Origin of the sequence: Paenibacillus sp. RU5M, from assembly GCF_900221055.1 — a bacterium.
In the GTDB taxonomy this organism is placed as follows: Bacteria; Bacillota; Bacilli; order Paenibacillales; family Paenibacillaceae; genus Paenibacillus; species Paenibacillus marchantiae.
Genome location: NZ_OBQM01000005.1, coordinates 314070 through 338961, shown reverse-complemented (window position 1 = coordinate 338961; position 24892 = coordinate 314070). Strand labels below are relative to the sequence as shown.

Below are 24892 nucleotides of genomic sequence, written 5' to 3'. Positions count from 1 at the left end.
AAATGATGCAAAAACAGTTGAATTGGGTAATGTACACCCGAATGCTCTATTGGAATCATTTAGGAACAAAGTTACATAAAAACGATGCCAACAGCCGATGTGATCATGTTGATTTTGTACTATGATGCAGATAACAGAAGAAAAGAGTGGGTATACGAATATATTTAATGATAAAGAAAAGGTGATTGATATGAGGTTGGAGCGACGACTCGCATGTTTATTTTTTTTGACCATACTATCTACTTTCATTTTGGGAGGGTGTCAGAACATGAAGGAAAGTGAAAAACAGGCCTATTTTAAAGAAGCCGAAGCGGAAGCTGTAAAATATCTGAAAAATAAATATGAACTGGATGTCGTGATCACAAATAAAGAGCTGTTACCTGAGATGGCGCTTGATTCTATTGCTATGGAAGGGCATGTGGTTGAACATGAAGAGCAAGAATTTACGATCTCGTACGACTATGAGGATAAAAAAATCAAAAACTTTGGCATGAGTCCAGCAATTAAGGAAGCAATTATAGCTAAGGGATATGATCCGTTTAACAAATAAATCATAATTCAGGATTGATTTTCTTGGAGGTGCAACGGTTGTGAGTAAATCACCAAAAATTGATGATGAAACATACAACAAGATGTCTGAATTAGCTTACGAGAATCTGAAATCAGGTATTGAGTTTGACAATCTTCCCGGATGGCAAGTTCTTGAGGACACTCATGGAAATAAAAAATCGGGTTTTGATGCGGTGACCTTCTACAATCCTGAGACCAAACAGGCGGTTATCGCATATCGGGGCACAGAGGGAAGTGCATCGTTGGATCGCAGTGCCCCTGATTATTACGCGGATGCACAAATCGGTTTGCCTGAGCTCGGCAGAAAAATTGAACAAAGTACTGACCTTACGCCAGATTGGTTAGCTAATGGAATCCAGAAGGTAAGAGATGTGACCGGAATCACTAAAGTCGAGAATGTTGTGGGAGAACTGGATAAAAAGCTGGATAAGACAATCGGGCTGGGTCCCAACCAAATGTATGAAGCGGAAGATTACGCCAAAGATATGCAGAAAAAATATAAGGATTTGGATTTTTCGCTGACTGGTCATTCGCTTGGAGGGGGCAATGCCCAGTATGCGGCCGCATACACGGGACTTTCCGCGGTGACGTTCAGTGCGCCATCCGTGATTTCCAGCCTCACGCCAGAGGCAAAACGAAAGGCTGAAGAGGGTGGGTTTGATAGCCAAATCATTAACTACGGACATCCCGGAGATTTTGTAACCAGCGGATTTTTTGGTGGATATGATCGTCATGTAGGTTCCATGTATTACATCAATTCCAACTACAAGGATATGAATGATGACATGGGCATGTTTGATAAAATCAGTAATACCTTTGGTGGTGAAGAGTATCACGGTTTGAAACAGTACAAATTCGAGAATGGCTATATTTCCAACGATCTATACGATCCGGTTACTGGCGAGCAAATCAGTTATTCACCACGTCAGCCATCCAATGTCCTGTCTGATCTCGTAGCATTCATGCGGAACCTGGGTGGGCAAGCAGGCAACCTTGCAAGAGGTATGGCCGCAGCAGCAGGAGCATCTGGCCTGATTCAGGTAACGCCAGAAGAACTCAAAAGTGTCGCTGCCCGGTGGAAGCAAAATGCACAACAGTGTAATGCAGAGTTGAATACGGTACGGAGCCGAATGGCGCATTACCTGCATTCCAGCCGTAGTCGCAGACTTGAGCCTATCGTCACTCATCTGGATGGGTCTATTAACGAATTGAGCACATGGCATATGAAGCATACGAGTCAATTCTTGAACTTTATCGAAGAGAAGGCGGAAGCATTCCGTCAAGCGGATGAGAGTCAGGTCAGTTTTAAATAGAATTTTGCGTGAAGGGCCTGGCGATTGGAACTTACATAAGGGAGGGAACACGAGTGAGCGGACAATTGCTGGTAGAGCTAAATGATCTTCGGATTGCTGAAAAAGAATTGACCCAGCTGCTTGCCCGTCTCCAGGCAGATGAGCAGGAGGCAAGAAGCCTATACAACCGTCTCGACGATTGGAAGGGACAATCGGCCGATTATACAAGGCAGCAGATCGAAGCGTTTTTCGCGGGTCTGTCTGGACGAATACAGTCGATTGAACAACAGAAGAAGAGCTTGCTGCAATATATTGAAATCATGATCCAGACGGATCAGGGACGATAGGGGAAAAGTTGTAAGGGACGCTGTTCTTAATCAGTGAACTTAAGCATGGAAATTTGAAATCGAAGTTGGCGTATGCATACAGATATCAAAAAGGAGCCTCGGCACATCGGGAAAGATCCCGTTCGCCAAAGGCTCCTTTCTTTTTCAGTCTACATACAAGACTCTATGTTAGCTCTTAACGTTTTTTGCGGCGTGTTGCCAGAGCGATACCCAGGAAGGACAGGATCAATGCCAGAATGGATACGATCAGTGTTGCCTGTTGCAGCTTCAATGTGCCTGGGTCTGAATCCGTGTTGTTTGGCTCACCAGTAACGGTGTCGTTCAGCGCGTCACCCAGTGTGGTATCGTCGTTTGCCTTCTTATCATCGCCCGTTGCTGCTTTATCATCATGGCCAGCATTGCCGGCTGTGCCTGCACTATCATGACCTCCGCCTGTAGCAGTATTACCTGCAGCAGCAGGATCTTGGCTGATTGCCGTAATACTGTGCGGGTTGCTGTCACTTGGTCCGCCTGTCCATTCCACGATGCTGCCATCGCTATAATACTGGAACGCATCCCAAGCTACTTCCGTTTCGGCATCCGGATTCTGAGCTACGAAGTTGAACTGCTGGAATTGACCAGCAAGAATTCCTTCGTTATCTCCGTCTACTTCCCAAGTGATTGATGTTACTTCATTGGAATCATTTTTTTCGGTAGTGATTTTCCAGCCTGACAGTGGTTGGTATTGCTTGAATGCAACGCCTTGCGGTACTTTCAGCGTGATCTTGGTAGTAGGCAGCTCTTTTTCGGATGGAATCTTGATGCTATACGTCTGCCATGCACCTGTTTGTGCCACAGTTGGGTTAACGGTAACGTGTGCACTGGCGAATCCCGCGAACAGCATCAGCGCAGCGGCTCCAGCAGTTAGGCTGGATGTCAGTTTGGAAGTCCATGATGTTTTCTTCAAAATAATTTACCCCTCTCAAATCTTCTAATATATAAGCTCAACTAAAGAATATTTACACTAGCCACTACAATGACAGAACAACCTTCTGATCGCTGTTATCCCCAGATTTTTTGATCCTCTTCTTCAAAGGGGAAAATCCGGGGATAAAGGCGAACGCTTCGCTTCTCCAGTTTTTTTCTGTCCTCTCCGTTATTGTGTAAATGTTTAATTGAACATATATGGCCAATCATTAATCGGCTATAACTACGGATTAGCAGTGTCGATCTCAAATTCGGTATCCAGCGAATCCAGAGATCGGGTTAGCAGATGAACCTTGATGTTCCAGCGTCCTGGCATGGAGATATATTCTTCTGCTTCGTATACGCCAGTATCATTTTTCGGAATCGTGATCTCGTAAATGCCCATATCCATATCCAGGTGGGTCAGTGACAATGTGATCTGTTCCAGATCGTTGACTGTACTGCCGTCCGGTTTCTTCACGTCGACCTTGAACTGATTCTCTCCGGTACGATTGGGACTTACCTGAAGCGTAATTGTAGTCCCGTCATCCTTAGTCTGCACTTCTTTATAGGGTCCTACGGCTGCTGGTTGTCCGGGAGACAGGTGTGTCAGCACGGCGGCCAACGCAAGCACGACGGCTCCAGCAATCAGTTCGGCCTTCAGGCTGCCAGCGAGTCGGTTGCCGCTGCTTGCACGTGCCATTCTGGCATGACGCCAGGCCAATAGAAGCATCGCCACAAGCAAGACAACTTTAGCGATAAGCACGAGACCATACGCCGTTGTGAACAAAGACGTAAGAATAGGTGCAGGCAAAATGATCAGGCTGCTGTATATCCCCGTAGCGACGAGAGCAGCAACAGCGCCGATGCCCCAAGCTGTAAAGCGTCGGATCGCCGTCCAGTAGACCTCACCTCGCACCGTGGAAGGCAGTTTATCCGCGAGCGGAGGGAGACACGCAGCCATGGCAGTTAGAGCGCCGATCCAGAAAGCGGCTCCGATCAGATGAACGAAGTCCATTGCAATGGCGAGCGCGCGATGTTCTGCTGCAGCCGGATGTCCTGTCATCGCATGGGTAAACAACCAGCCAAGAACGAGGACCAATGATCCGTATGATGACCAGATACGGATACGCAGCGAGCGATCCCGGTCATATCCGGAGAGGATGGTAACCGCCAGCAGCATCACAATAAGCATCTGTACCATCCAGATCTGGCCAAATGACGTCAATTTGAGTGCGCTACCCATCAGTGCCCAGCTGAACTCTCCGATGGAAACGCCTGATTCATACAACGTGTTCAGGGGCAGACTGATCAGAGCGGCAACAGAAGCGGCGCCATAACTGATCCATAACAACTTGTAGCTCCTTGGCACTTCCAGTGGTTCTCTCGCCATGGAAGCAGGCGCAATCCGGAACAGCAGGAAAGCAAGTGTGCCCAGAATCATAGACAACCCCAGATATTGAATCCAGTCGGTCAGCGACAAAATCCATTTTAAAGGTCCGCCAACTTGGCCTGAACCTGAGGTTAAATCAGCGAGACCAGCAGGAGCGCCAGATGGTTCCCCAATATGAAACACATAGGCCCCTTGAATGGGGTGACCATCAGCAGACACGGCCTTCCAATTCACGGCGTAGGTTCCGTTTCCAAGTCCGGTCCGCAGTCCGGTCTCCAGAATATGAGGACGGTTCTCGTCGACATGCACATTGCCGTCATCTGCCTGTGTTCCGTCAGGTCCGGTGATTTTAATATCAAAAAAGGCCGTCTGTAAAGACTCGTTGAACTCCAGAGTCAGGCGTTCAGGTGCTGTCGCAACAAGTTCATTTTCACCTGGTGAGGCCTGCACAATATAAGCATGGGCGGATGCCCATTGTGGCATAACAAGGCAACACAATAACATCAGGGCGACCATAAGTGCCCAGTGCCGTTTGCCCAATTTCATGGTGAACCTACTCAAAATCAAAAAATCATCACCCTTAGGTCTAGAATTGTAAGTCATTCTTTGTTAACCGAGCACAATCTATACCATTATAACTTTGTCCAAAATAACACTGTATGACTACATTGGGCTATAAAAAAACGAAATGATCCATGGAATTGTGACAAAAACATGAATGTGCCGCTATTTACGCAGCTTACGGCCTGCCAGTCCGCTTTCCAATGCATAGCGGGTTAATTGCACACGATTTTCGAGATGCAGTTTCTGTAAAATATTCTTCAGGTGATTCTTCACCGTTTGGTCCGAAATGCCAAGTTGGTCGGCAATCTCACGGTTAGTATATCCCGCAGATACCCATTGCAGGATCTCAAGCTCCCGCGTAGTCAGCGGATTATCGGGTACATCTTCCGTGCGAGGTGCGGGGAACTCCTGAAGGATTCGATAGGCAAGTTCCTTGCTCAGGGGTGCATCATCACTGACGATGGCGCGAAGGTATTCAAGCCAAGTGGACGGAGATAGATTTTTGAGCAAATATCCTTGAGCCCCTTGCTTCAGCGCTTCGAACAGGTACGTGACATCATCCGATACAGTAACCATGACGATAATGACATAAGGAAAGCGCAGTTTAATCTGGCGGGTGGCTTCCAGCCCATCCATATCCGGCATCTGCACGTCCATCAGAATAAGATCGGGCATCCATTGCCCGGTAAGCTCCAGCGCCTCTAGTCCAGTCGAAGCGGTACCAATAACTTCAAACAGGCTGTCCTCGGATAAAATACTGCAGATCGCCTCACGCGCATGCGCGTGATCATCGACAACCAATACCCGTACAAGTTCCATATTAAGCATGCCCCTTTCCAATGGTTATTCGAGTGTAACCTGGCCTTGAATCAAGAGCGAAAGACCAGCCCATCTGAGCTGCACGTTCCTTCGTAATTCGCAAGCCGTACCGATCCTTCAGATGCAGTGGATCCCCGCTCACACCAACACCATTATCCTGAACGAAGATGGACCAGACAAAAGGGGTTCCTTCTGCAATCACCCGAATATCTGTGGCCCGGGCATGTTTACGTACATTAAGCAGTGCTTCCCGAATGCAGGCGAGCAGCTCTACCTGCTCCTTTGGGGAGAAGAAGGTGCTGTCGAGATCCCATTCCAGACGCGCCGAAGGAACCGTCTCCTCTATAAGTAATTCTACCTGTGAATACAGGGAAGTTCCCTCCGGTACTGCCGCTTGTCCAGGGACGTAGCGGAGCTGGGCGATGGCCTGCCGTACGTAAGCGTTGACCTCATGTACGGTTTTGCGTATTTCCTGAATTTCATTCTCGTGACCACTTCCAGCCAAACTGCGCTCGGCCTTGTCTGTTTTTACCGACAGGAGAAAAAGAGACTGCGAGATACCATCGTGAAGCTCGCGGGCTAGTTGATCCCGAGCTTCGAGAGCCACTTTGGAAGCACGCTCCTGCTCCAGAGCGGCCCTGGCACTTTCCAGCATCTTAAATAAGCGACTTAGCAAGGTGACACTTATGAGGTACAGGATAAGTGGGGTAAGCCAGTTGCCCGCATCCATGGAAAGGTAGGGCATCAGGAATTGGTGACGGATGTATTCCCAGAGACCAACCGTGAATGTGGGGACCAGCAGAATCATCCATTTAATCTGTTTGTATGACATGAATACAGAACTCCTTTGAGATAAGGTCCATTTATATGTACTCCGTTTCAAGGGCTGGCACCATTATAACGCATGCTTGCTTCAGACCCTAGTCTGGCTCTCTTCGGGGGAACCTCGGGTGGATAAGGGAGCATTTAGAAGGATATCTAAGAACAACATGGGGTGAAATTATGTCACGCAGGGTGAGCCTTGGTGAGTACAGATGAGCGGGGCTGTATCCATTTTCCCTATTGGAGAAGGTCCTCTATACTTATATAGAACAGAAATTCATTACAAAAGATGTTAAGGAGTGAACGCAACAACATGAATCAAGAGGTATTGGAACGTCGCAGCGAGTTGCTCAAGAAGAACATTCATCAAATGCTTCTTCAAGACAATCAGCACGGAATCAGTCGTCAGGATAACATGTTTTTGCAGCAGATGATTAAAGAGCTGCATCAGACTTCACATGAGATGAATACCACTCGATAACGCAGAATCTGCACAAGAATGAAGTAATCTCGTGCATGATTCATTCCATGATGAACATGAAAATGGCGCTATCCCCGATTAGGCCGGGGGTAGCGCTTTTGGCTTTGTAAGGGGGAATTCTGCGGGTGTTACACAAGTTGTTGCTGCACCGTTCGTTTCTGAATATATCGGATGAACAGTTCGGCTAGCTCGGGATCAAACTGAGAACCGGAGCACATCTGTAGTTCCTTGATTGCTTCATCGACATTTTTCGTTTCCTGATACGGTCGCTCTGTCGTCATTGCGTCAAAGGAATCAATCACCGTGAGCATCCGGCACAACCGTGGAATCTCACAGCCTTTCAGACCATAAGGGTAGCCTGCCCCGTCATATCGTTCATGATGCAATTCAATATAGGGAATGAGATCGGCAAAACGCTCGTTCGTCATGGCCATTTTTTTGCCCCAGGTGACATGGCCCTTGATCGTTTCCCATTCTTCAGCGGTAAGCTTTTCCTTCTTATTCAAGATGGACCATGGAATTTCGAGCTTTCCGATGTCATGAATCAGTGCGCCCAGTACAAAATTCCGCTTCTCCACATTATCGAGTTCCAGCAACTCACTTATATCGAGAGCATACTTATATACGCGTTTGGAATGTTTGAATGTATCCATATCCTTATACCTGAACAAGTTGAGCTGTTGCTCAATGTCGCGCACATCCTGCACCAGATCAATCTCTTGCTCCATGCCATCATTACTACCGTGGCGATGCACATTGTTTTTGCCTTGCTTTTTGGCATAATACAGCGCTTTATCCGCCTGATCCACAAGTTGTGACTTGTTGTACATATCGACTTCATAACGCGCAACACCTGCGGAGAACGAGAGACAACCGTGCGGAAACACTTCAACCCCTTCAAAAGGTGTGTCGTTCAGCTGCTTGCGCAGCTTGTTCATGAAAGCATAAGCCTCGTCCAGATCCATGCCTGGCATGAGCAGGGTGAACTCTTCTCCGCCATAACGAAAGGCGGTGACCGAAGTGCCTTCCGTCTTCCGACTGAGGAAATCTCCGAGAAGAGCCAGCAGGCTGTCACCCTGGAGATGACCGAAGCGGTCGTTATACTTTTTGAAATCATCAATATCGATGAGTCCCAGTGAAAGTGGGGTTCCCTGAGAACGGGCGTTACCAAGCTCGGTCTCCAGCATACTTTCAAAATGACTATGGTTAAACAAACCTGTACGTTGATCCGTATTCGCCTTTTCCTCAATACTCTGATACATCACAAACAGCTGTTTGAACGCATGTGATAGCAGAATGCTAAGACTGAGGTAGAGCAGCAGACCGAGAACGCCGTTATGCACAACGAGAATGGTCAGCACGAGTGCCAAAATCAATGTACATAAATAGACGAGCAGCGATTCGGTAACGAACACACGCTTCATCTGCTGTAATGCATCCTTTGTTGAGAAATGAAAAAACAGGCCAAGCGTGATTGTATTGATGATGAAGTAGGCTGCAAGTGCCGCAAAATAGGGCAGCAAGTTATATCCATCCAGTGCTCCCGGAATTCCTCCAGTCCAAGTAAATACATAAGCCGCTCCAGCAATCATGAGGCTGTAAATGCTGAAATTGACGATATGTTTCCACCAGGTGAGTTTGCGATCCTTGATTAACAGAATGAGGGAAACAGGCAGCAGTACAGACAGACTGAATGCACCACCAAACATGAAGATAGAGGCGAGGTACACGGAAGAGTCCATGGATTGCTGATTGCCTTTGGGCGGAATTTGAAACGTGAAATAATCCAAAATCAGCGCCGCACCAAGCATCGTGTATACCATTACCCATTCGTCAGAGGATAGATGGAGATAAGACCACTTGTTCATATACAGAAAAATACCGATGCCGGTACAGCTAAGCAAGACGACATACATGCTGCTCCGATCTGCTTTATGGATAAGGTTACGAATAAAGTTCATAAAAATTCTCCTGCTTGGTTTAGTCTGCTCTTGATGTGAATATATCGGCTTGTACTATATTGATGTATAACATAACAAGTTACCTCCCAAAAATCCAGAAAGAAAAAACAGGCCGCTGGCAGCCTGTTTGTCTTGGTTGGCGAAGTATATGTACTAGCCGCCCAGCTTGTATCCCGAAGTCAATGCAACAACGACAGAAGCTACGATGATTGCGTTGATGACGAGACGGGAATATTTAATGCCTTCGAATTTTTTCATGGAAAAGACCTCCCTTCCTTGGAGTCTGTCCGAATGTCTTCAGGCCTGATGGAACTCACTGGCTGCAAAGCTTCTCCGGTTCGATTCACCATCATGTACTGGATAAACAGGAATATGCCAATGTTCATGACCACATCGCCGATGCTGATCACCTGGGTCCGCGGATAAGGGCTGGACAGCGGGATGATATCACCTAGGAATGAAAGATGTGTGGAAGCATCCATCATATAGTGCTTTGATACCGCCCCGCCTTCGCGCAGCATATCTACATAATAGGGCCCAAGAACAGCAGAGGCGTCCACGGAAACCGGCATACGCCCACCGTTCACTGCCATGACGATGAAATTGAGAAAGACACCGATCCAGATCAACGTAAAACCTTTGTAATGTCGATTAAGCCACAAAAATGCTAGACCTGTGACATAAACGGCAGCAAACAGGTACCCGTTGATGGATGCAACCCAATCAAGCCTTTCCTGCAAGAAAAAGATGAAGAACTGGGCCAGCAGCAACAGCGGGAATATCCATCCGCCTCGCAGCTTGAGTGCTGCAAACTGGTGGAGACCATACCGAAATCCTCCCCGGAACAGTCCAACGATCAAGCCTAGCAGAATGCCGTCGTATACCATGATTAACTCCTGTCTTACAGATATGTGTAAATGTGATTGCGTGTTTGTGTATCTATGTTATTCGACCTTTTACTGGTAAATCCTTCAATGGAAAATATTTTTTTGAGAAGAAATTTGCAAAAAAATAAACAAAAAACCGCCTTTACGAACCAATGGGTCGAATCCATTGAAAAGTTCGGTAAAGACGGCTTTATATTATGTCAAAATGCGAGCTTTAATGCACCTAGCATATGTTCGATTTATTCTGATTCCCCGTTGAGATAATTGAAGAACGGGTGGTCAACCCAGAAGGTGTAACTGGAAATATCCGCATCAGGGGCGAGCTTACGGAATCCTTCCTGAATTGCCTTGGAATTCTCCTTAAGGGAGAAGGATTGTGCGTAATAGTTGCCAAGTGAAATTTTATTGTTAGCAATGACCGGATATTCCGCCAGAGCAGTCGGTGAATAATACAGCGGCTGCCACCAGGAAGCATGGATTAAGGCAGAGGTGTCATCGCTATTCTTTTTGGCATACTTCAATATAATATCGTTGAAACGGGCTTTGTCCGCTGTGTTATTGAACTCGAACTGAATGTCATATTCTTTGGCGTAGGCGATGTAGTTGCCATTCTCGATCTGGGTTACTTTGTAATCCGGTGTTTCTTTGGGCTCTCCCCATTCCTTCAAATAGATGAAGGCAGATGTCTTCGGCTGGAACTGTACATCAGCATCGATGCCTTCACTGCGCAACAGTCCAATCAACTGCACAGCATGTTTAATATCATCATGACCGTAAGTTAAAGTCAGTTCATCGATGAAGTTGGAATCAAAGCGACTATCCTTAAGATTGTAACCTGTGACGAGATCATTCCGCAGAGCTTGATCCACAATGGTCCGAAGCTCCGGTGCTTCTATTAAATCAGCAGTGCGATAGGCAGCGTACAATTTGGAGTAGATGTCAGCGTCGCCGGAACGGCCAATTTCATTTTTATATTTACCCTGACTGGTTAATACCCGTCCAAGCAAAATGTTGGCAAAATCGGAACTCGCTTCGCCACCCTTACGAAGAGCGGGGTACAGATTTTCGGGGATCAGACCTGTATCGATGGCAGCGGCCAGTTCCTGCGCGGCTTGTCCCTGCACGCGGCTTGGGCTAATGCCCAGTTTTGCAAGTGCCTTTGCTGTTTTGTCTTCAGGATATGTATAGGCCAGCTCTTTGAATCCGGCTGCTTTGACTGCGATGAAGACAGCGGCATAAGTGCTCAGTTTGTCATTGGCACGAACTTCCGTACCGGATAGGATGCCATTGTTATATAAGGAAACGGCAGCTTTATAAGCAGAATCATTCGATTTCAGATCAGTAAAGGATGGGGCCTTAACTAAACTGTCACTTGCTTCATCTGTAGCAGGAGCAGCTTGATCGGCTTCAAGAATGGTAGCAATCGCCTTGATGAAGTCACCCTTCGTTAACTGTTTCGGCAATTGGATATTGTATTTAGCTTGCAGGAATTGGGCGTAATCAGCTGCACTCTCGGTATAAACTGAAGGAGCTTGTGCTGCCGGTCCTTTAACAGCCTGTGAGGTCGTTTGTCCGGCGGAAGTGGCGGATGCTGCGGATACCGAAGCGGGCAAGCTGAGGCTGCCGAGTGTAACCGGAGCGGCGAGCAGAGCGGCCAGTGTGATCTGGGTGATTTTTTTCAAATGAATAGCCTCCTCAAAATAGGGTTGGAAAATAAATAAGATTGCGTTATAATTCTGACAAATCCTATCTGAATATAATAATTGGATTGACTTTAGCATGGAGCAGCTCTGGATGTCAACGGAAAAAACCTTGGTATAGAGAGGCTTCGGAGGCTCTGTCAAAGGCAAATCAACTATTATATTCCATTTAGTGTATACGCTCAAAGATTTATTGACAAGGATCGACAGTATCCGCTAGGATTATAAAAAAAGAATAGTGAAAAGGGGAATTTTCAAAATGAAAAGAGGTTTATCGTTCGTCTTATCGATCATCATGTTGGCTATATTGCTGGCGGCTTGTGGAAATTCTGCTTCCAAAGACGAACAATCGGCCCAAGGTGGCGACAGTGAAAAATCACTGCGCATGGCGCTTGTACTTCCTGAAAAAATCGGGGTAAACCCGTTCTTCGTACAGATGGATGAAGGTTTCAAAAAAGCAGGCGAGGAATTCAAGGTAGATACCAAAACGATTGAATCGACTGACCCGGCAGCATTTGAGCAAAACCTGCGTGCTGCAGTTGCTGAGAACTATGATCTGATCATTACAGCGACATTCCAGGCAGAAGATGCACTGAAGAAAGTGGCTGCCGAAAATCCGGACAAGTCCTTTGCCGTTGTAGACACAACGGTGGATCTACCGAACGTACGTAGCGTTGGTTTCCATGAATATGAAGGAGCATACCTGCTTGGTGCAGCTGCCGGACTGTCTACGAAAACAGACAAAGTCGGTATGATTGCCGCGATGGACGTTCCATTGATCAAGAAATATACAGAAGGTTTCAAAGCTGGTCTGGAATCAGTTAACCCGAAAGCGGAATTCCTTGTGAACTACGTTGGTGGATTTAACGACCCGGCCAAAGCCAAAGAGCTTGCGTTGGTACAATTCGGCAAAGGTGCTGACTTCATTGCCGCAGCATCCGCTGTAGGGGATCTAGGCGTGTTTGAAGCCGCGAAAGAAAAAGGCTTCTATACTTCCGGTCAGGATACGGACCGTACCGTTGAGGATCCGGAACATATCGTATTGTCTCAATTAAAGTCGACTGATACAGTTTCTTACCAGACGGTGAAAGACTTCGTTGAAGGAAACTTCAAGGCGGGCGCTGTGAACTATGGCTTGAAAGAAGATGGCGTAGGCCTGACTTACGTAACACGTGATAGCGAAACTCCATTGAATGCTTTTGTTGGACAAGAAGTTATCGACAAGGTTAAAGCAATCAAGGATGATATCGTATCCGGCAAAATCGTTGTGAAAGATCCATTGCAACAGTAGTATTGTTTGTTTCATAGGATTGAGTAATTGAGTTGATCAGCCGGCTGCCCGATCAGGCAGCCGGTTTTGCTGCTATTTAAGACCGAGAGGAGAGAACGCGAGATATGCTGTTGGAGATGGAGCAGATTACGAAGAAATACGGCGGCTTCACCGCTAACCGGGACATCCGTTTTAATTTGCGAGAAGGAGAGATTCATGCCCTCGTGGGTGAGAACGGCGCTGGTAAGACAACCCTGATGCGTATGTTGTATGGAATGGAGCAACCGACATCAGGCACAATCAAAGTTCGTGGACGCGAGGTCAGCTTCGCAACTCCGTCTCAGGCCATGGCAAGTGGTATCGGCATGGTGCATCAGCATTTCATGCTGTTTCCTTCCTTTACGGTTGCCGAGAACATCGTGATTGGCCGTGAACCGTCTGCGGCAGGGGTATTTGATCGCAAACAGGCGGCGGCCCAGGTGAATGAATTGGGCAGAACGTATGGCATGCCAGTTGATCCGTGGAAAAAAGTATTTGAATGCCCTCTGGGCATGCAGCAGCGTGTTGAAATTCTCAAGGTGCTGCATCAGGGCGCGGACATCATTATATTGGATGAACCATCAGCGGTACTGACACCGCTGGAAGTGAAAGAACTACTCGCGAATATGAAATCCCTTGCCAAGTTGGGCAAAACCTTTGTATTGATCACGCACAAGCTGCAGGAAGTTATGGATGTGGCAGACCGGATCACGGTTCTTCGTGATGGTCAGGTGACTGGTACATTGGAAGCAAAAGACACGAATGTAGAGGAACTGTCCCGCCTGATGGTAGGCCGTGAGCTGGTTCGCATGGACAAGCAGCCATCCGTTCCGGGAGAAGCTGTGCTTCAGGTGGAAGCGGTAAACTTGTCAGGGGCAGAGGACCGTTCTGCACTCAAGGATATCCATTTGCAAGTTCGGAAAGGTGAGGTCGTTGGAATCGCGGGTATTTCCGGCAACGGCCAGTCTGAATTGATCCAGATCATTGCGGGACTACGCAAGGCAGATAGCGGCCGCGTCCTGCTGTCAGGGCAGGATACAACCAATTGGCCGGTGCGGCGCATTCGGGAGCATGGACTTGCCCATATCCCGGAAGACCGTTATATGTGGGGAGCGGCGAAGGATGCGAGCGTTCGTGAAAATGGACTGATGGGTCATCATCACCGGCTTCACTCACGCGGTATCATTAAAGCGAAGGCAGCACGGACGATGGTGGAGAACTGGATTAAGCAGTTTAGCATCAAAACGGGTTCTGCAGAAACGAAGGCGCAGTTCCTTTCCGGCGGTAACTTGCAGAAGCTGATTGCTGCGCGTGAATTTGCCCAGGATACGCCATTTCTGATTGCGGCTGAACCTACGCGGGGTGTAGACATCGGAGCGATGGAGACTATCCACGCTGAATTGCTGCGCAAACGGAATGAGGGTGCGGGTATTTTGCTCGTTTCCTCGGAATTGTCCGAGATTTTGCAATTATCGGATCGAATCATTGTCATGTATGAAGGCGGAATTGCCGGGGAACTGAAGGCAGATGAAGCAACAGAAGAACAGATCAGCTTGTTGATGGCAGGAGGGAAAGAGCGGATATGAATCGGGTAAAAGAAACACTTCGCGGACTCATACAGCCGCTGCTTGCCGTATTCATCGGTTTACTGGCAGGTGCTGTAGCCATTCTGATCGTTGGCGGGTCCGTGGTGGATACGTATGCGGAGATGTGGAAAGGGGCCTTCGGCAACTTCTACTTCTTCACTAACACACTGGCACGTTCGACGCCCATTATTCTTGCGGGGCTGGGCGTAGCACTGGCGTTCCGCGCCGGATTTTTTAACATGGGCGCTGAGGGACAGATGGTTCTGGGCGGACTTAGTGCAGCGCTGACGGCGCTCTACCTGCCGGGTCCAGGCTGGTTTGTCTGTATTGCAGCCATTGTGGCGGGGATCATCGCCGGTGGGGTCTGGTCGCTGTTTGCAGGTTGGCTGGATGCCCGCTTTGGCATGAATCTGTTGATCACAACACTGCTGCTCAACTATATTGCGATTTATTTTGGAGGATACATGGTATCCTACCCGTTTAAAGACCGTACAGGATCAGCGGCAATGGCCCAGACGCCAATGATTGATCAGAGTGTCTGGCTGCCGAAGCTGTTCCAGGGTATGGGACTGCATGCCGGATTCATCATTGCTATTGTGGCGGCGATTCTCATCTACTGGTTCACACACAAGACAGTAACTGGTTATGAGATTCGCATGTTGGGAAGCAATCCTTCGTTTGCAACGTATGGTGGCGTGCGACGCATTCGCATGATGATGTTGTCCATGATCATCAGTGGTGGACTTGCAGGTCTTGCGGGTGCAGGGGAAGTGCTGGGTACACAGTACCGTTTCCTTGATGGATCGTTGTCATCGGCAAGTTATGCATGGAGCGGCATTATGGCGACCTTGCTTGCCCGCTCGCATCCGCTAGGAACAGCTGTGGCGGCAATCCTGCTTGCAGCGTTGCAGACAGGTGCTATGGGGATGGAACGGAATACGGATGTGCCGCTGGAAGTCGGTAGTGTCATCCAAGCAGTATTGACGTTATTTGTATCGGCTCAGATCGGATATTCATTCCTGAAGCGGAGAAAGGAGAAAAAGTCCAATGCAACAACTGTTTGATGCAGCCATGTTTGGCTCTACCTTGCGGATTATGACGCCGATCCTGCTTGCAGCGCTCGGTGGGGCTTTATGCTCTCGTGTCGGTTTGTTCAACGTGGGTCTGGAAGGACTCGTACTGATCGGTGCTTTCTCCGCTATTGTCGGTAACTATCTGTTCGGCAATGTACTGTTGGCTGTAATATTTTCTATTGTGATCGTCATGTTGTTCTCTGCGCTATTTGCCTTTATCAGTATTAACCTGAAGGCCAACGCCATTGTGGTCGGGATCTCGCTTAACTTTCTGGCCACAGGACTGACGACTTTTGCGCTGCGGGCGATTTTTGATGTAAAAGGTGCTTACTATGACAAGGATATGGTGGGACTCCCCAAATGGGACATTCCTCTTATTAAGGACATTCCGTGGGTAGGCGATGTTATCTCAGGGCATAGCCCGCTCGTGTATCTCGGGATTATTATCGTGATTGCCTTGCAGTTTTATCTGTTCAAAAGTGTCTCCGGTTTCCGTCTTCGTTCCGTGGGTGAGAATCCGGTAGCGGCACAAAGTATCGGCATCAAGGTGCGCGGCATTCAATATGGTGCAGTTCTGATGTGCGGCGTATTGTGCGCCTTGGCGGGTGCACAGTTATCGCTCGGTCAGGTTACGATGTTTACCGAGGGCATGACCGCAGGTCGCGGCTTCATCGCATTGGTAGCGACCATGCTGGGTCAAGCGAATCCGCTCGGCGTTATGGGGTCCAGTGTGTTGTTCGGGTTCATGGAAGCTCTTAGTATCCGACTGCAGGGCTTTGCGCTGCCAACTCACTTTACCATGATGCTGCCGTATATTGTGACACTGGTGGCGATGTTCTTCTTCAAGGACCGTACTTATGCACAAGACGCACTGAAAGCGGGCGGAAGCTCGCGTTAAATCCTGAATGTTATGCTGGAAGCATATAAAGAAGGAGGAATCACGCTTGCATAATAAGGCTGAACGTCTGAAAAAAACGAAAAGCCCGGCACCCAAAGCGGGTGCTGAGCACGGAGACCGACTGCCACCGGGGCAGGTACTGACCGAGAAATTCCCGATTCTGCATGAAGGTGAAGTGCCGGAATACGACCTTTCCACCTGGGATTTGAAGGTATTCGGTGAAGTTGAAGAAGAGAAGGTATTCTCCTTCGCCGAGCTTCAGGCGATGCCTCAAGTGAACACGGTGAGCGATATTCATTGTGTTACCCGCTGGTCGAAGTTTGATACACCATGGGAAGGCATACGGTTTTCGGATTTCATCAAGCTACTTGGCGTCAAACCGGAAGCAAAATATGTTATGATCCACGCGGATCATGATTATGAAACGAATGTTCCGCTTGAAGAATTGATGCATGATGATGTATTGCTTGCTTTTAAATTTAACGGTGAGCCGCTCACACCAAAGCACGGTTATCCGCTGCGCTTGGTTGTTCCACAACTCTACTTCTGGAAGAGTGCGAAGTGGATACGGGGTCTGGAATTCATGAAAGAAGATCGCAATGGCTTCTGGGAAGTCAATGGTTTCCATCATTTTGCCGATCCGTTCAAGGAGCAGCGCTTCTCTGGTGAAGATATTCCGATTCCGGAAGACGAATGGACGAAGAAGGAGTTTGATTAAGATGTTGATGCCTATTTTGCAAATTCATTCCGAAGATATGCCTGCATATGCCATTGTCTGTGGTGATCCGGCACGTGCGGAGAAAATTTCCCGCAAGCTGGAGCAGGCGAGAGAACTGGCGTTCAGCCGGGAGTATCGCACGTTTGTAGGATTGTATGAAGGTGTACAAATGGCCGTGGTCAGCCATGGCGTAGGTTCACCAGGAGCAGCTGTCTGCTTCGAAGAACTGATCCGGGCAGGGGTAACGACCCTGATTCGTGTAGGTACAGCGGGCTCGTACACAACGGATTATCCAGCGGGCAGCGTAATCGTCAGCACGGCCGCTGTGCGTACGGACGGGCTGACACGTCAGCTGGTACCAGATGGTTTCCCTGCGGTAGCGGACCTTGGTGTTACACAAGCGTTAATCGAGGCAACTCGTGAGCATGCAAGTGCAGCGAAAGCTTCAAGTGCGGGTAAAGTTGGCGTGGGCATTACCGTTACGCTGGATGCATTCTTCACAGGCGTTGAAGAGATTCCTCATCGCAAGTACAAGCAGGCGGGTGCTCTTGCCGCTGAGATGGAAATTGCCGCACTTTACATCGTCAGCACACTACGCGGCGCTCGTGCCGGAGCTATTGTCGCTATCGACGGTTTCGCAGACAGCGACCTGGCAGCCGAGTATGATCCGCATACAAATGCGGTAGCTGATGCAGTTGAGCGGGAGATCGAAGCGGCACTGCGTGCACTGGCTGCACTGGCTCGTCAGGATCAGGCGTAAAAGCTGAGATCATCAGGGTATTTTGTAGTACTATTGCTGGTAAAAAGCTAAACGCGTAAATGATGTTCATCTGAGGTGGACAATATAAAAGGGCGTCCCATAAGGTCATATTCATGACTTTGGGATGCCCTTTTGAGTTTGAGATAGAAGCGACTGTTGCTAGATTGGAAGGTGCAATCGATTCGTTAGCGTTGTCCGAACAATTGCTGTGCCGTCTCAATAAATAACCGGGATGCGGGAGAAGCATCAACAAGTGAAGGAACGGCAATCTCAATATTGCGGTAGGCTTTCGGCTCTGTGGGGAGTGCTTTGACACCCGGAGGCAGCCAGGATAGTGAGATCGCAGGCAGCATGGCGGTCCCGAGTCCCTGCTCGATCATGCTAAGGCAAGTGTTTACGTTATACACGACAAATCCGAAATGTAATTCTGCATCTGCTCGATTGAACAGATCAACAATCGGTACCTCATAGCCGCCTTTGCAAATAATCATGGGGTGTTTGTCCAGCATTTGTACCGGCAGAATTTCCTGATTCGCAAAAGGTTCATCGTCCCGAAACACCGCGAGCATCTCCTCGCTATAGAGTGGAAGCGTCTCATAAGCCACATCTACTGGTTCTTTATCTGTGGCAATAATGAGAGCTACATCAATGGCGCGTGAGCTTAGCCACTCCTGAATTTCAAGGATGTTCCCCTCGTGCAGCTCAAACTGAATCTGAGGATAGCGGTCCCGAATCGAGCGGATGATTTTTGGCAGCAGATGGGCGGATGACATAGGGAAAGAGCCAATACGAATCGTACCAATCTCCAACCCTTTTTCGGCCGCAACGACCTGCTGTACCTTATCAAATTGCTGTAAAATGCGGCGGAAAATAACCAGAATTCGCTGTCCCACATCCGTAAGCACGATGCCGTTCCTGCGATCCCGTATGATTAGAGTGACATCCAGTTCATTCTCTAGCGAAGAGATGGCCCGACTGACTGCGGGCTGTGTCATATTCAGTTCCTGGCCTGCACGGGTGAAACTTCCCGTCTCCGCAATTTTCACAAATAACTGCAACTGTGAGTTGTTCATAACAAATATGGTATGCTCCTTATGATTAACATGCATTTCAATTATTTCGATCATTATTGTATCATGAAGACACGGAACGATCAAAGAACGAATGTAAAACGGATCTGGATCGGATTCCAAATGGTTTGCAGGCACAGAAAGAGCGCAGGATAATGTGTACGATTGATTAAACTGCGCCTGTAGATGTGTGCCGGATAGGAGAATAAACATATGGCTTTATCACGTGCAAAAGCAGGCTGGGTCCTGGCTTTTCTGGTACTCATGTGGGGAGTAAACTGGCCCCTGACCAAATACGCATTAAATTTCACACCGCCGCTCATATTCGCAGGCATGCGCCTGTTAATTGGGGGTCTGGTGCTGGGGCTGTATGCTTTTCCCCGCTACAAAACGCTGCGGTTGAAGCAAACCTGGCATATTTATGCCATATCTGCGGTGCTTAACATCATCTTCTTCTACGGTTTTCAGACCGTGGGGCTGACGGAAGTGCCAGCAGGATTATTTTCATCCATCGTGTTCCTACAGCCTGTGCTGCTCGGAATCGGGGCATGGTTGTGGCTGGGTGAGTCCATGTATGGACTGAAGATTGCCGGATTGGTGATCGGTTTTGCAGGGGTGGCTACGATCAGTATTGGCGGCATGACAGGCAAAGTATCCCCTGAAGGGGTTATGCTTGGGCTGTTCAGTGCAATTAGCTGGGCGATCGGGACCGTATATATGAAGCGAAATTCAATGAAGGTCGATGGAATCTGGATGACAGCCATTCCGATTTTGATCGGCGGAGTTGTTCTGACGTTGACAGGTACGGTCACAGAGAGCTGGGCTGATGTGCAGTGGGTGCTTCCTTTTATACTGGATACGCTATTTATTTCGGTGTTTGTCATTGCAATGGGCTGGCTCGCGTTCTTCAAACTGGTTAGCTCCGGCGAAGCCAGCAAAGTAGGATCGTTTACGTTCCTGATTCCGCTGATCGCCCTGTTATGCAGTGTGCTGTTCCTCGGAGAGTCGGTTACGGTCAATCTGATCGCAGGTCTGGTTATGATTATTGCCAGCATCCTGCTTGTGAATGTTAAAGTGAAAGGCAGTAAAGTGGCGAAAATATAAAGTTATTATGGTGAACTTTCTTCAAGTGGTTGTTGAACCTTGTATACATTCCGAATGACAATGCAAAAAATGGGTAAGTTATATATAGGAACATCACCATGATTACGAAGAGGAGGACTCCAGCATGACACAGAACAATCAACCTCAGGATGAGGCGGCAATTCGCAACAAACTGGATGAAGACGGGGATTCCTTGATGGAGAAAAAGAAAATTTTGAGCGGTGTGGATATTGAGCCGCAAGCGGACGAATGGTCTGCCAAACCGTCACCTGTAGCATTTGATGAAGGTAAATCATCCAAAGAATAAGAGGAACCAAATATAGCTTAAAAAGAAGCGGGTACCGTAGAAGGTATCTGCTTTTTTATATCAGAATGGTTAAGCACGTTTCGGAGCATCATCTTCCTGATGTCTTATTGTATAATCATGGGAAACGTTTGTGAGAGGAGAATGTGAAGATGAGTGAGATTAACATTAGAAGGGCTGTCATCGGAGATTACACGGGAGTATCTGCCTTAATGGATGAACTTCATCACTTGCATGTGGAGGCCAGGCCAGACGTATACAGAGAGCTGCAGACGAGAATGAGTCACAAGGAATATGAAGAACTACTGGAAACGGATCATCGTTATCTCTATGTTGCGGAATTGCTGGAACAGGGTGAGATTGTTGGATTTGCGAGCGCACAGTTGAATGTTATTCAGAATGTGGATTTGTTAAAGGATCGAAAGATGTTATATATCCATGAGATCATCGTTGGTAGCAAACATCGTGGACATGGGACAGGCAAACTGTTGATGCAGGAGTTAATCGAACTTGGCAAAAAAATGCAGGTCGACAGTGTTGAACTGACCGTGTCTACATTTAATACTGGTGCTCAAGCTTTCTATGAGCAGATGGGTCTGGCTGTACGCAGCAGCAGAATGGAATACATACTATAACTATAATGTGCTGTACGAAGAATAATGAGATGTCTGGCGCGTTAGTGCAGTCGTAGGAAGCATGGAATACATCCATTTGGAGTAAAATAAAAGAAATAGTCTTGCATACCCCCATGGGGTATGTTACTCTTATAACAGAACGAAAGAAAAGGGGTGTTCGCGATGGAACATCAGAGCCATCCCAAGGAACCTTTGGAGTCATCCGTAACAGAGGTGAACGAAGTCTCACAGACCGATGATCTGCAAGCCAATTCATGTCATACGTCAGGCAGTGATGGAAAGCATGTGCGCAAGAGCCATCACTCCCAAGAGATGAAGGGCAACCTGATTTCCCGCTTGAACCGTGTTGAAGGACAGATTCGCGGGATCAAGGGATTGATCGAGAAGGATACCTATTGTGATGATGTGCTGACACAGATCGCGGCTGCTCAGTCCGCTCTTAATTCAGTAGGCAAGCTATTGCTGGAAGGCCACATGAAGAGCTGCATCGTTGAGCGCATTCAGGCCGGAGAGCATGAGGTTGTGGATGAATTGTTGGTAACGGTAAGAAAGTTAATGAAGTAATTATTTTTGAATGAACTCATCATTTATATATCTAAGGAGGAACTACCCATGTCTAATATTACGTTGAACGTTACAGGAATGTCTTGCAATCACTGTGTGAAATCGGTTGAAGAAGCTGTGAAGAATGCGGGAGCGAATGGTAAGGTTGATCTGGCAGCAGGAACTGTCGCAGTTGAATATGACGAGCAAAAAGTCAATGTGGATCAGATCAAAGCAGCCATCGAAGATCAAGGGTATGACGTAGTCTAATCATCGCAGGCTTAAACTGAACTTCCCTTTGCATGGAAAGGAATTCAACAGGTCTTTTCCATTAAATGAGTTCATTGTTTAAGCCTGATTTTCTGTCTTTTATATACCCCTTGGGGGTATTTAATGTGTAGGGATATTTCATAGAGAAAGGAGCTAACAACATGGATAAGTCATCAACAACGGAAAACGCAACAGCATCAGAACCCGTACCTTCACAGGAAGCAGCGGGATTGCAGACAACACTGCAAATTACAGGCATGACCTGTGCTGCCTGCTCTACCCGGATTGAGAAGGGTTTGTCCCGAATGGAAGGGGTCAATCAGGCGAATGTTAACCTCGCTATAGAACAAGCAACGGTATCCTATGATCCGAAGACAACGAACATCAATGCTTTGCGGGATAAGGTGGAGGCGCTTGGCTATGGTACAGTAACGGAATCCGTGGATCTGGACATTACAGGCATGACCTGTGCTGCTTGTTCTACTCGAATCGAAAAAGGTCTTTCCCGGTTGCCGGGTGTATCCCGTGCAAACGTGAACCTGGCGCTGGAAACGGGACATGTGGAATTTGCAGCAGGAGTACTGAAGGCAACCGATATTACGGCGAAGATCAAACAGCTCGGTTATGGAGCAGAGTTGCAGAAGACACAGGAAGATACCCAATCAGTGCGTGAGCGTGAATTACAGCGTAAAAAGTGGAAATGGATGATCTCCGCCCTGTTATCTTTGCCACTGCTTTGGGCCATGGTGGGTCACTTTTCATTTACCTCGTGGATCTGGGTACCGGATCTGTTCATGAACCCATGGTTCCAACTGGTGTTGGCAACGCCAGTACAGTTTGTGATTGGATGGCAATTCTATGTGGGAGCCTATAAAGCGCTCCGTAATGGCAGTGCCAATATGGATGTACTGGTTGCTTTGGGTACAAGTGCGGCTTTCTTCTACAGTCTGTATCTGACCCTGACCAGTGGCAATGCAGCTTTGACCATGATGGATCATGGTGGGACGGGAATGGCTACAGCAGCCATGCCAACCGTGGAGCTTTATTATGAGACGAGTGCCATTCTGATTACGTTGATCCTATTGGGAAAATGGTTTGAGGCCGTAGCCAAGGGACGTTCCTCTCAGGCAATCAAGAGCCTCATCGAACTGGCTCCGCGTGAAGCCAGAGTGATTCGTGATGGACAGGAGGTTATTGTACCGTCTGCGTATGTCGCGGTAGGTGATCTCGTTCTGGTAAAACCCGGAGACAGCATTCCTGTGGATGGCGTCGTGGAGGAGGGGCAGTCTTCTGTCGACGAATCCATGTTAAGCGGAGAGAGCCTGCCCGTGGATAAAAAACCAGGGGACGCCGTTACAGGCGCTACGCTGAACAAAAATGGAGTATTAAGACTGCGTGCGACCCGCGTGGGCTCGGACACGGCGTTATCCCAAATTATTAAAGTGGTTGAACAAGCGCAGGGTTCCAAGGCCCCTATTCAGCGGATTGCCGATGTGATCTCAGGTATCTTTGTTCCGATTGTTGTAGGCATCGCGGCAGTCACGTTCCTGATCTGGTATTTTTTCGCCAGTCCCGGTGACTTTGCCGGTTCGCTGGAGAAGGCGATTGCTGTACTTGTCATAGCCTGTCCTTGTGCGCTTGGACTCGCAACTCCAACGTCCATTATGGCTGGATCAGGGCGTGCGGCGGAATATGGTGTGTTGTTCAAAGGCGGCGAACATCTGGAATCGGCACAGCAGATCCAAACCGTTGTACTGGACAAAACAGGTACAGTTACCCAAGGCAAGCCCGTGCTTACGGATGTGGTGACGGCTCCAGAATGGACGGAAGCAGACCTGCTGCAACGGGTGGGAGCAGCAGAGCAGAGTTCGGAGCATCCATTGGCTGAGGCGATTGTAGAAGGAATCCGAGGTAAAGGTCTGGAACTGGTCCAGTCAGAGCAATTCGAGAACATACCGGGATATGGTGTGCGAGCTCGGGTTCAGGGACAAGAGGTCCTGGTCGGGACACGCCGACTGCTTACGGATGCGAAGGTGAATGTCTCCGAGGAAACGATGCAACAGATGAACAACCTTGAAGAACAAGGGCGCACAGCGATGCTGGTCGCGGTAGACGGACAATGGGCTGGGGTTGTTGCCGTGGCTGACACCATCAAGGATACTTCAAGGGAAGCCATTCAGCGGCTTCATACTATGGGAATCGATGTTATCATGATTACGGGAGACAATGAGCGGACAGCACGCGCTGTAGCGGAGCAAGCCGGAATTAATAAAGTTCTGGCTGAGGTACTGCCAGAGGGTAAAGCGGCAGAAGTGAAAAAACTTCAGGAGAGTGGCCTCAAGGTAGCGATGGTTGGAGATGGTATCAACGATGCTCCGGCCCTTGCTACAGCAGATATTGGTATGGCCATCGGAACCGGAACCGATGTAGCGATGGAAGCAGCGGATATTACGCTAATGCGCGGCGATCTGAACAGTATTGCAGATGCAATCGAGATGAGCCGGCGCACGATGGGCAATATCAAGCAGAACCTGTTCTGGGCACTTGGCTATAACGTGATTGGGATTCCAATTGCAGCAGTAGGCTTCCTAGCCCCTTGGTTGGCAGGTGCGGCCATGGCGTTCAGCTCTGTGTCGGTTGTATTGAATTCGCTGCGTCTGCAACGGATGAAACTGAAAAGCAATGACTGATGTCCATTGAGGGACGTGATTCAACTTTCTATTATGCTCAAAAGTAAGCATAGGGTGCGGTCCGCTGTGGCGGACCGTGCTTTTTTTGTTGAGGAAAGGTGTTTGAAATATGCTAAGGGAATGGTCCTTTCCTTGTTATTAGAAGGTGAGT

General features: G+C 48.2%; 24 protein-coding genes. 16 read left to right on the top strand and 8 right to left on the bottom strand.

Annotated elements, in window-relative coordinates; translation table 11 throughout:
• The first annotated feature begins 268 nt into the window (after positions 1–268).
• The 3 genes from CRO25_RS17615 (at position 269) to CRO25_RS17605 (ending at position 2209) form a co-directional block, all read left to right on the top strand.
• Positions 269–550 carry a hypothetical protein gene (locus tag CRO25_RS17615; protein WP_063566264.1) on the top strand — a complete coding sequence of 94 codons (282 nt, stop codon included), beginning with the start codon at positions 269–271 and terminating at the stop codon, positions 548–550.
• Positions 551–632: 82 nt separating this feature from the next.
• Positions 633–1883 (top strand): hypothetical protein, encoded by a 1251-nt coding sequence (locus CRO25_RS17610; protein WP_079695921.1) that lies wholly within the window; start codon positions 633–635, stop codon positions 1881–1883.
• A gap of 53 nt (positions 1884–1936) precedes the next feature.
• The gene (locus CRO25_RS17605; protein WP_053780102.1) at positions 1937–2209 is read left to right on the top strand and encodes a hypothetical protein; all 273 of its coding nucleotides are present in this window, start codon (positions 1937–1939) and stop codon (positions 2207–2209) included.
• 175 nt (positions 2210–2384) lie between these two features.
• Here CRO25_RS17605 and CRO25_RS17600 read toward each other — a convergent pair whose 3' ends face one another.
• From CRO25_RS17600 to CRO25_RS17585, 4 genes are all read right to left on the bottom strand, one after another.
• Positions 2385–3155 (bottom strand): YcnI family protein, encoded by a 771-nt coding sequence (locus tag CRO25_RS17600; protein WP_256863670.1) that lies wholly within the window; start codon positions 3153–3155, stop codon positions 2385–2387.
• Positions 3156–3398: 243 nt separating this feature from the next.
• Positions 3399–5093 (bottom strand): copper resistance CopC/CopD family protein, encoded by a 1695-nt coding sequence (locus tag CRO25_RS17595; protein ID WP_179132205.1) that lies wholly within the window; start codon positions 5091–5093, stop codon positions 3399–3401.
• 180 nt (positions 5094–5273) lie between these two features.
• Positions 5274–5930, bottom strand: a complete 657-nt coding sequence (locus CRO25_RS17590; protein WP_063566261.1) for a response regulator transcription factor — start codon at positions 5928–5930, stop codon at positions 5274–5276.
• A gap of 1 nt (position 5931) precedes the next feature.
• Positions 5932–6762 (bottom strand): sensor histidine kinase, encoded by an 831-nt coding sequence (locus CRO25_RS17585; RefSeq protein ID WP_079695861.1) that lies wholly within the window; start codon positions 6760–6762, stop codon positions 5932–5934.
• Between the two features lie 303 nt (positions 6763–7065).
• Here CRO25_RS17585 and CRO25_RS33435 point away from each other — a divergent pair, with 303 nt between their 5' ends.
• Positions 7066–7233 carry a hypothetical protein gene (locus CRO25_RS33435; RefSeq protein ID WP_162842449.1) on the top strand — a complete coding sequence of 56 codons (168 nt, stop codon included), beginning with the start codon at positions 7066–7068 and terminating at the stop codon, positions 7231–7233.
• Between the two features lie 128 nt (positions 7234–7361).
• Here the strand turns inward: CRO25_RS33435 and CRO25_RS17580 are convergent, their stop codons facing one another.
• From CRO25_RS17580 to CRO25_RS17570, 3 genes are all read right to left on the bottom strand, one after another.
• Positions 7362–9194: a diguanylate cyclase gene (locus tag CRO25_RS17580; protein ID WP_063566259.1), complete on the bottom strand. Its 1833-nt coding sequence runs from the start codon at positions 9192–9194 to the stop codon at positions 7362–7364.
• Positions 9195–9448: 254 nt separating this feature from the next.
• Positions 9449–10081: a DUF5317 domain-containing protein gene (locus CRO25_RS17575; RefSeq protein WP_063566258.1), complete on the bottom strand. Its 633-nt coding sequence runs from the start codon at positions 10079–10081 to the stop codon at positions 9449–9451.
• A gap of 239 nt (positions 10082–10320) precedes the next feature.
• On the bottom strand, positions 10321–11763 hold the full coding sequence (locus tag CRO25_RS17570) for a hypothetical protein (RefSeq protein ID WP_079695860.1): 1443 nt from the start codon (positions 11761–11763) through the stop codon (positions 10321–10323).
• Positions 11764–12040: 277 nt separating this feature from the next.
• Here CRO25_RS17570 and CRO25_RS17565 point away from each other — a divergent pair, with 277 nt between their 5' ends.
• The 6 genes from CRO25_RS17565 to CRO25_RS17540 all read left to right on the top strand — a co-directional run bounded on the left by CRO25_RS17565 (position 12041) and on the right by CRO25_RS17540 (position 18125).
• Positions 12041–13072, top strand: a complete 1032-nt coding sequence (locus CRO25_RS17565; protein ID WP_064642704.1) for a BMP family protein — start codon at positions 12041–12043, stop codon at positions 13070–13072.
• A gap of 104 nt (positions 13073–13176) precedes the next feature.
• Positions 13177–14676: an ABC transporter ATP-binding protein gene (locus CRO25_RS17560; RefSeq protein ID WP_079695859.1), complete on the top strand. Its 1500-nt coding sequence runs from the start codon at positions 13177–13179 to the stop codon at positions 14674–14676.
• A complete protein-coding gene (locus CRO25_RS17555; RefSeq protein WP_063566254.1) occupies positions 14673–15740 on the top strand; it encodes an ABC transporter permease in 1068 nt (355 codons plus the stop codon). The genes CRO25_RS17560 and CRO25_RS17555 overlap by 4 nt, the downstream gene beginning before the upstream one ends.
• Entirely contained in the window at positions 15724–16647 is a 924-nt protein-coding gene (locus CRO25_RS17550) for an ABC transporter permease (RefSeq protein WP_024632282.1), read from the top strand. The genes CRO25_RS17555 and CRO25_RS17550 overlap by 17 nt, the downstream gene beginning before the upstream one ends.
• A 46-nt stretch (positions 16648–16693) precedes the next feature.
• Positions 16694–17365: a sulfite oxidase-like oxidoreductase gene (locus CRO25_RS17545; protein WP_053779836.1), complete on the top strand. Its 672-nt coding sequence runs from the start codon at positions 16694–16696 to the stop codon at positions 17363–17365.
• A 1-nt stretch (position 17366) separates the two neighbouring features.
• Positions 17367–18125, top strand: a complete 759-nt coding sequence (locus CRO25_RS17540; protein WP_079695858.1) for a nucleoside phosphorylase — start codon at positions 17367–17369, stop codon at positions 18123–18125.
• A 185-nt stretch (positions 18126–18310) separates the two neighbouring features.
• On the opposite strand, the gene CRO25_RS17535 is transcribed toward CRO25_RS17540, so the two are convergent.
• The gene (locus tag CRO25_RS17535; RefSeq protein ID WP_076290666.1) at positions 18311–19198 is read right to left on the bottom strand and encodes a LysR family transcriptional regulator; all 888 of its coding nucleotides are present in this window, start codon (positions 19196–19198) and stop codon (positions 18311–18313) included.
• A 210-nt stretch (positions 19199–19408) separates the two neighbouring features.
• On the opposite strand from CRO25_RS17535, the gene CRO25_RS17530 reads away from it, so the two are divergent.
• The 6 genes from CRO25_RS17530 (at position 19409) to CRO25_RS17505 (ending at position 24741) form a co-directional block, all read left to right on the top strand.
• On the top strand, positions 19409–20299 hold the full coding sequence (locus CRO25_RS17530; RefSeq protein ID WP_063566251.1) for a DMT family transporter: 891 nt from the start codon (positions 19409–19411) through the stop codon (positions 20297–20299).
• Between the two features lie 124 nt (positions 20300–20423).
• Positions 20424–20606 (top strand): hypothetical protein, encoded by a 183-nt coding sequence (locus CRO25_RS17525; protein WP_063566250.1) that lies wholly within the window; start codon positions 20424–20426, stop codon positions 20604–20606.
• A gap of 149 nt (positions 20607–20755) precedes the next feature.
• Positions 20756–21238, top strand: a complete 483-nt coding sequence (locus CRO25_RS17520; protein ID WP_079695857.1) for a GNAT family N-acetyltransferase — start codon at positions 20756–20758, stop codon at positions 21236–21238.
• A gap of 162 nt (positions 21239–21400) precedes the next feature.
• Positions 21401–21802, top strand: coding sequence for a metal-sensitive transcriptional regulator (locus CRO25_RS17515; protein ID WP_079695856.1), 402 nt, complete (start codon positions 21401–21403; stop codon positions 21800–21802).
• A gap of 48 nt (positions 21803–21850) precedes the next feature.
• Positions 21851–22051 (top strand): copper ion binding protein, encoded by a 201-nt coding sequence (locus CRO25_RS17510; RefSeq protein WP_079348675.1) that lies wholly within the window; start codon positions 21851–21853, stop codon positions 22049–22051.
• A gap of 257 nt (positions 22052–22308) precedes the next feature.
• Positions 22309–24741, top strand: coding sequence for a heavy metal translocating P-type ATPase (locus tag CRO25_RS17505; protein ID WP_372828882.1), 2433 nt, complete (start codon positions 22309–22311; stop codon positions 24739–24741).
• Positions 24742–24892 lie beyond the last annotated feature (151 nt).

Coding starts and splice junctions, on each gene's coding strand:
- CRO25_RS17615 (WP_063566264.1), top strand. CDS start 269: ATGAAGGAAAGTGAAAAACAGGCCTATTTTAAAGAAGCCGAAGCGGAA.
- CRO25_RS17610 (WP_079695921.1), top strand. CDS start 633: ATGTCTGAATTAGCTTACGAGAATCTGAAATCAGGTATTGAGTTTGAC.
- CRO25_RS17595 (WP_179132205.1), bottom strand. CDS start 5,093: ATGAAATTGGGCAAACGGCACTGGGCACTTATGGTCGCCCTGATGTTA.
- CRO25_RS17590 (WP_063566261.1), bottom strand. CDS start 5,930: ATGGAACTTGTACGGGTATTGGTTGTCGATGATCACGCGCATGCGCGT.
- CRO25_RS17585 (WP_079695861.1), bottom strand. CDS start 6,762: ATGTCATACAAACAGATTAAATGGATGATTCTGCTGGTCCCCACATTC.
- CRO25_RS33435 (WP_162842449.1), top strand. CDS start 7,066: ATGAATCAAGAGGTATTGGAACGTCGCAGCGAGTTGCTCAAGAAGAAC.
- CRO25_RS17580 (WP_063566259.1), bottom strand. CDS start 9,194: ATGAACTTTATTCGTAACCTTATCCATAAAGCAGATCGGAGCAGCATG.
- CRO25_RS17575 (WP_063566258.1), bottom strand. CDS start 10,081: ATGGTATACGACGGCATTCTGCTAGGCTTGATCGTTGGACTGTTCCGG.
- CRO25_RS17565 (WP_064642704.1), top strand. CDS start 12,041: ATGAAAAGAGGTTTATCGTTCGTCTTATCGATCATCATGTTGGCTATA.
- CRO25_RS17560 (WP_079695859.1), top strand. CDS start 13,177: ATGCTGTTGGAGATGGAGCAGATTACGAAGAAATACGGCGGCTTCACC.
- CRO25_RS17555 (WP_063566254.1), top strand. CDS start 14,673: ATGAATCGGGTAAAAGAAACACTTCGCGGACTCATACAGCCGCTGCTT.
- CRO25_RS17550 (WP_024632282.1), top strand. CDS start 15,724: ATGCAACAACTGTTTGATGCAGCCATGTTTGGCTCTACCTTGCGGATT.
- CRO25_RS17540 (WP_079695858.1), top strand. CDS start 17,367: ATGTTGATGCCTATTTTGCAAATTCATTCCGAAGATATGCCTGCATAT.
- CRO25_RS17535 (WP_076290666.1), bottom strand. CDS start 19,198: ATGAACAACTCACAGTTGCAGTTATTTGTGAAAATTGCGGAGACGGGA.
- CRO25_RS17530 (WP_063566251.1), top strand. CDS start 19,409: ATGGCTTTATCACGTGCAAAAGCAGGCTGGGTCCTGGCTTTTCTGGTA.
- CRO25_RS17525 (WP_063566250.1), top strand. CDS start 20,424: ATGACACAGAACAATCAACCTCAGGATGAGGCGGCAATTCGCAACAAA.
- CRO25_RS17520 (WP_079695857.1), top strand. CDS start 20,756: ATGAGTGAGATTAACATTAGAAGGGCTGTCATCGGAGATTACACGGGA.
- CRO25_RS17515 (WP_079695856.1), top strand. CDS start 21,401: ATGGAACATCAGAGCCATCCCAAGGAACCTTTGGAGTCATCCGTAACA.
- CRO25_RS17510 (WP_079348675.1), top strand. CDS start 21,851: ATGTCTAATATTACGTTGAACGTTACAGGAATGTCTTGCAATCACTGT.
- CRO25_RS17505 (WP_372828882.1), top strand. CDS start 22,309: ATGACCTGTGCTGCCTGCTCTACCCGGATTGAGAAGGGTTTGTCCCGA.